This is a genomic window from Methylobacterium sp. Leaf118, assembly GCF_920984675.1.
Taxonomy (GTDB): Bacteria; Pseudomonadota; Alphaproteobacteria; order Rhizobiales; family Beijerinckiaceae; genus Methylobacterium.
Genome location: NZ_CAKLBV010000136.1, coordinates 1 through 1555, shown reverse-complemented (window position 1 = coordinate 1555; position 1555 = coordinate 1). Strand labels below are relative to the sequence as shown.

Annotated in this window: 1 pseudogene; it reads right to left on the bottom strand. The window is 76.5% G+C overall.

The annotated features are described in order from the left end of the window. A pseudogene (locus tag LW587_RS23885) lies at nucleotides 1-1540 on the bottom strand (hypothetical protein); the annotation flags it as partial. Nucleotides 1541-1555: the final 15 nt, after the last annotated feature.

The following is a 1555-nucleotide window of genomic DNA, read 5'->3' as shown; positions in this document are numbered from 1 at the left end:
GGACGGCCTCCGGCGTGGGGGCCTCGGGCCGCGGCACGCGCGGGCGGGCGGCGGGCGGGCTGGCGGCGGGCGGGCTGGCGGCCGGCTCGGCCAGACGGCCGCGGGCGGTCTCCTCAACCGGGGCGCGCTCCATACGCGGCGCCGGGGCGGCCGCGGGCATGGGGGGCGACACGGGCGCGGACATCGTGGCCGAGATGGGAGCGGACACGGCGCCGGAGGCCGCGGCGAGCGCCCCCGTCGAGGTCATGGTCGCGCTTCCGCTGCGGTCGAGCTGGTCGCTGAGGCGCGACAGCAGCGCCTGCACCCCGTCCATCGTCGCCTGGAGCCGCTGGTCGGCGCTGCGCTGGGCCGCACGCATCTCCGCGAGATCCGCCCGCAGCCCGTTGAGGGCGCCGTCGCGCGCCGGACCGGCTTCCGTGGCGGCCGGACCCTGCTTCAGCGTCGTGACCTGGGCGACCAGGTCCCCCATGGTGCGCTCGAGGCGGGCCAGGGCCGGGTCGGAGGCTTTCGGCGTGTCGAGGCGGCTCGCGAGCGCCACGACCTGCTGCTCCAGCGCGTCGAGGCCGGCCCCGCCCTTGCTGACGTCGTCCACCTTCTCGACGAGCGTCGTTAGCATGCCGCGGATCGCGTCGAAATCCTTCGGCGCGGCGGAGGGCTGGCGCAGCGTCTCGCCGAGCGATTCGAGGCGCCCGATCAGGTCGCCGACCGGGTTGGCCGCGACCCGATCCATCCGGTCGGCCAGGGCCTCGAACCGGCCCAGAAGCTCCCGCGATTCGCCGGGCGCCCGCAGCTCGCTGCGGATTTCCTCGAGCAGGGGCTTCAGCTCGGCGGCCTCGGCCTCCTTGCCCTGCTGCAGCTGCGCGATCTGGGCGCTGATCGCCTGCACGCCCTGGGCAAGGCTCTGGATGCGCTCCGGGCCCGCGAGCGCCGAGACGAGGCGGCGGATCTCGTCGAGTTCGCGGAAGACGCCGTCGAGGGCGTTCTGGTCGGCGAAGGTCGGCGCGGCGCCGGAGAGCGCGCCGTCCACCTTGCTGGCGAGACGCGCGACGTCGCCCGCGACCCGGGCATGGACGTTGGCGGCCACGTCCTCGGCCAAGCGCTCCACCTGGACGCGCATCAGCTCGATGGGCGCGGCGATGGCGGCGAGGTCGGCCGGCTCGTTCGCCCGCGGGATGTCGGTGATGAGCGCCCGCATGGCCTGTTCCAGCGCGCCGACATCGCGGCCGGTGGCGAGGCTGCCGATGGAGTCGCGCAGACGCGTGGTCTCGCGCTGCAACTCCGCGATGGCGGGCGAGGGCTGGACGCTGCCCTCGGGCGCGGGCCGGGCGGCCTCGACGGGAGGCTCGGCGGGCACAGCGATCGGGGACGCGGCGGGAGCCGTGACGGGGGATTCGGTCGGGGCGGGTTCGGCGGCGCCCGCCTCCAACTCGCGCTGGCGGCGGCGCACCTCCGCGACGGCGTCGCGCATCTCGCTGGCGAGGGGACGGCCTCGCCGGCCGAGGGGCCGGGGCGCGGTGACCTGCGTCGCGATCTCGCCCATGCGGCGCTCGATATC